Source organism: Sulfuricurvum sp. (assembly GCF_023250475.1).
In the GTDB taxonomy this organism is placed as follows: domain Bacteria; phylum Campylobacterota; class Campylobacteria; order Campylobacterales; family Sulfurimonadaceae; genus Sulfuricurvum.
Window position 1 is genome coordinate 1 of the sequence record NZ_JAHFAQ010000148.1, and the last position, 4841, is coordinate 4841.

Genomic DNA, 4841 nt, shown 5'->3' on the forward strand with positions numbered 1-4841 from the left:
TACAGCAACTGACAAATGGATTATGGTTCTTCTTCCATAACGCATAACCAATCTATCTGTATTACTCGTCATGAATCCTTTCCTTCTCCCTCACAGGGAGCAGGAGGTTCAACCTCCTGCTAAACTCTTCCGCTAAAGTTTTTTTTTGAAGTGTCGATTTTGTACAATACCGTGTTTAAAAGGAGTTTGACATGTCGTATTTATATAACGGAAAAAGAAAAGGTATCTCTTTAGTAGAGATGACGATTGCTGTTATCTTGTTTGGTGTTTTATCAACAATAGCAATGCTGTATTATAAAAGTCTTTTTAATATCGACTTAACAGCCAAAAAAGCTCGTGTTGCTGCATTGATGGATCAAGCCTATCAACTCTCGGGAGCCTATGACGTATTTGTTGCACAACAAGGAGTTTCACCGAGTCTTGCAAATCTAAGTGAATTCAATGCATCCAATATTCTTATTCTCCGCAGCTTGCCGAGAGATATACGGGAAATGACCACAACAGGATGGGAACTTAATACGTCTGATCTAAGTGGACATACCGTATTCAAATTTCCAATTGATCTTAACGGAACTAACTATCAAAATTTGAAAGATGATGATTTGTACTGTGCTATTTTTAATCATGAATTAAACAGCAGTATCGAACTTAATGTCACCAATGATACACCTTTTGCCGATATGAATTCTAGTTATGCTTTGTACGGAGATGAGTTTTGCTACTCTGAACTAGTTGGCGGACATTACAAACATTGGATTATGATTGTTAAATAAAAAAAATATGCCACGAAAAGCCTTTACTCTTGTCGAATTGGCTATAACTATCTTTCTAGCAGGTTTGCTAGGAAGTTTGGGATATTTTTATCTTAATACCTCAACCATCAAAAGATCGCAGTATAAAACAGCTGTCCAATCTCATGTCAATCTAATCGAATCAATGGTTTTTCAATGCAAAGGGCTTTCTGAGCAGTTTCCGAAAGAACTCAATACGTCTTCAAAAGCATCGAATACTCTTTTAAGTGAGCTGGAGTGTAATACTTCTACCCCCTATGCATTTGACGGAGGAAAAAATGGATTCGTCCCTCTCCCTCCAACCGGTTTTACCCCCTATAGAGCAACGGAATCCGGAAGTGCCTTTTATATTGTCACTACTGCCGAAAAAAACTCTATTCAAGATGAGGCCCTTCAAAAGCTTATCGTTAACTACACCTCTACACAAGCTGTTTTAGAACATAACGCTACCTCGGCAACTTTCAAGATTTACCTCTCACGCTGATTATTGACTTTTTGTGTTATAATTAAACCAAAAAGTACCTAATGAACATCAAGAAGATACTAACGCCAAAACAGCTTGAAGTATGCCAAAAAGAGCAGTACTACTATCAGCAAATCGGCATTAAAAAGCATCTTCTCGATATTGCCCTCTCCCATCACTTTATCCAAAAAAAAGAGACTTCTAAAACTTATAATCTTGAACTCATGAAAGAGTATGAGATGGTCATTGCCGAAGAGCGCGATGATGTACTCAAAATTTTGCGCAAAGAACTTTTAGGGGAAAAACGCCTTGCTGAACTTAGCCAAAAAGTGCACAAAAAAGTTGAGCAAAAAAATATCCCCGTACGTGAATTTCAACAGAAATATACGGCACTTCTTCGTGTTGATCCCGAGAGTATTGAACGTAAAATCAAACAATTCAATTCGATGGATTATGAAGAAGATGAAGTTATTGATATCTTTGAAATGCTTCTAGAATATGGGATACAGCGTTCTGCCAGTGATATTCACATCAATGCGTATGAGTCGTTTTATTGGCTCCGGTACCGTATCGACGGAAAAATCATTGCCCGCTATTTACTGAATCATGAACTCGCCGGACGTTTTGCTCTTATTATCAAAGAGCGTTGTAATATTGATATGATCAATATTTATGCCCCTCAGGGGGGAAGTTTTTCACGCGAATACGAAACGCGGATGATTGATTTTCGTATCGAAATTGCCCCCTCCCAATACGGCGAAAATATAGTTTTACGTATCTTGGACAAAGCCAATAATATCAAATCACTCAACTCTCTGTTTCCGAAAACCCACCCTATGTCGGAACACGTTCACCATTTCGTCAATCAGTCCAGCGGTTTCTTCCTTGTCGTAGGACCTACCGGAAGCGGGAAAACAACTACCCTTAATGCGATTTTGAACCAACGGGATAGACTGCATGAGATCATCTATACCATTGAAGATCCGATTGAATATAAAATCGACTTTGTTACCCAATACCAAATCAATGATGCGAGCGGTTTTACGTTTGCTGAGGGGATGAAATCGATCATGCGCCAAGACCCTGACGTTATCGTCATCGGGGAGATGCGTGATAGGGAATCGATTCTGACAGGACTTAAAGCGGCCCACAGTGGACACATGGTTTTCTCTACTCTCCACACCCCGAACAGCTTTATGGCCATGGAACGTATCCGTGATGAGGGAGGGGATCTCTTTATCCTTGCATATTCCCTCAGCGGTGTTGTTGCGCAGCGACTTGTCCCCAAACTTTGTACCTGCAAACAACCATGTACTGTTGAAGATGGAAAAGCTTTTTTTACAACCGAAAGTTACGGATATGAAAAAGGGGGATGTATTCGGTGTAATTTTACGGGTTACAGCGGACGGGCATTACTAATGGATATGGTTTTTATCCCCGGAGATATGAAAGTTCGTTACCAATTTTATCTCGCCCTGAAAAATAGTACCGTTTTTAAAGCCTGGGAACATTTTATCACCTTTAGCTATTTCCAATCGGCCGCTTATCTGTTTGATATGGGGATATGTGATTACGAAACACTCTCCAGTGAATTGTTGTCATTAGGATACGTCCATGAAACCTGATCTTCTTTCTCTTTTAAAAACGTTGCATCTATCCTTAGAAAACGGAAAAAGTCTTACAAATGCACTTACTTTACTCCAAAATACAACCAAAAATAAAGATGAACGTACTGCTTATGCCAATATTACCCGCTCAATTCAAGAAGGGGCCTCTTTTTCAAAGGCGGTAGAAAAATATGTTTCTCCGCCTCCTGATATTATTCAGTTTGTTTCGATGGCGGAAAAGGGGGGATCTTTCGTTAAAACCCTCAAATCAGTTGTCAACTATCTTGAAATCAAAAATAAATTTCATCAAGAATCCAATGATAAAATTGCCCTTCCGATGATCTATTTTACATTGACAGCAATTATTATTATTTTTGTCCGTTTTTTTGCCGTCCCTTTTCACTTAGAGGAAGCAAAAACTTATGATCCAAAAATTTATACACTTATTGCCGATCATCTCAATACGGCACAAATATTGAGTAACGTACTGTTCGGCGGACTGCTTCTTTTTTCTGCCTATTTTTTTATTGTGATGTTTGCCCTTTTTAATTATACAGGGACAGTACAAGGAGTTGCCAAGCGATCTGCTTCATATCTTCCGCTCTCTTCAAAAATTATTGGCTACTTTGAAAAATTTATATTGCTTAGCTTACTCAGTGAAATGTTAAAAAATGGCGTCTCTTTAAAAACGGCCCTCCAAACAGCCTCAAACAGTACCCTTGTACCGAGTATAGCAAGGCAGTTCGAAAGTATTCTCTCAAAAATCAGTCGAGGAGAAAAAAACTTTTGGATTATCCCTTTTTTTGAAGATATTGAGCAGCATTTGCTAAGCGGTGCAGGAACCATCACACAACTGGGTGATATGCTGGCGCAATTCGCCGACGGGGCTAGGCTGAATGCCCTTACCAGTGCAAGCAAATTTTTTCGTATTATTACCGTTATGGCCATCTTACTATTAGCATTTGCCGTATTTGTAGAATTTTTCACGATTGTTTTGACTCAAGTATTAATCCAACAAGAAGTTATCGCTCAAGCAGGGCATGCATGATGAAAAAAGGATTTATGCTTGTTGAGGTAATGGTTGCAATCATTATGGCAGGAATTCTTGCTGCAGTACTCGCAACTATGGGATATTACACAGTCATTCAAGGGAATACACTCAAACAGCAAAATAGTAAAACAATGCTCGAAGTGATTCGAAGCCGTTTGCTTAACTTAGCGGCAAATCCCGATAACGACTCCTATTTTGAGCTTCTCAAAGAAGAGACTAACTCTACTGTTCCGATTGTCGTCGGCTTGGGAAAAGATGCATGGGGGCATAATATTTACTACACGACATATGATTACGGTACAGATAATAATAATACTGTATATGCAAATACAAAAACTGTAATATCTCCGAATCCAAATGTATTAGGTCGCCTTATCAGCCGTGGAGAAGACGGTATTTTAGATACTAATGCATCTGATTCAGTAGCAAGAAACGATGATATTATGATTGAAATCGGTATCGGGGAAACCAACCATTTAAAACTTTACAACGGCTCAGAAGTCACTACCCAAACACGCGGCTATAACAGTGCGATTGTTTCCCACACAGCACCCGCATCGCCCATAAACGGAACCCTTTGGTATTCAGATACGAATGCGACTCTTTATATGTATAACGCCACCGATGCTAACTGGACAAAAATTTCTCCCTAATTGCTAAACCTTTTTATTTATTGTCCGATATAGTTAGTAACAGCAAGGATGCTGAACTAACTTAAGAGCAAAAAGCTCTTGCGATAAAAGGATTTATCATGGGTTTCAGAATTAACACCAATATCAGTGCAATGAACGCACATACAAATGCAACGATGAATAACCGTAGTTTGGACGATTCACTCTCTAAACTCAGTTCAGGTCTTCGTATTAACAAAGCAGCGGATGATGCTTCGGGGATGGCTATTGCCGATTCACTTCGTTCTCAAGCCAACT

The 4841-nt window shown here is 39.2% G+C and carries 5 protein-coding genes and 1 pseudogene; all 6 read left to right on the forward strand.

The genetic code is table 11. The features are described 5' to 3' along the window. Window positions 1-191 precede the first annotated feature (191 nt). On the forward strand, window positions 192-773 hold the full coding sequence (locus tag Q0C19_RS10975) for a prepilin-type N-terminal cleavage/methylation domain-containing protein (protein ID WP_295055952.1): 582 nt from the start codon (window positions 192-194) through the stop codon (window positions 771-773). A 7-nt stretch (window positions 774-780) separates the two neighbouring features. After that, window positions 781-1275 carry a hypothetical protein gene (locus Q0C19_RS10980; protein ID WP_295055954.1) on the forward strand — a complete coding sequence of 165 codons (495 nt, stop codon included), beginning with the start codon at window positions 781-783 and terminating at the stop codon, window positions 1273-1275. A gap of 41 nt (window positions 1276-1316) precedes the next feature. Beyond that, entirely contained in the window at window positions 1317-2879 is a 1563-nt protein-coding gene (locus tag Q0C19_RS10985; protein ID WP_295055956.1) for an ATPase, T2SS/T4P/T4SS family, read from the forward strand. Continuing rightward, the gene (locus Q0C19_RS10990) at window positions 2869-3909 is read left to right on the forward strand and encodes a type II secretion system F family protein (RefSeq protein WP_295055958.1); all 1041 of its coding nucleotides are present in this window, start codon (window positions 2869-2871) and stop codon (window positions 3907-3909) included. Before Q0C19_RS10985 ends, Q0C19_RS10990 begins: the two co-directional genes overlap by 11 nt. Continuing rightward, window positions 3906-4565, forward strand: coding sequence for a hypothetical protein (locus Q0C19_RS10995; RefSeq protein ID WP_295055959.1), 660 nt, complete (start codon window positions 3906-3908; stop codon window positions 4563-4565). The genes Q0C19_RS10990 and Q0C19_RS10995 overlap by 4 nt, the downstream gene beginning before the upstream one ends. 98 nt (window positions 4566-4663) lie before the next feature. Beyond that, window positions 4664-4841: pseudogene (locus tag Q0C19_RS11000) on the forward strand (flagellin); the annotation flags it as partial.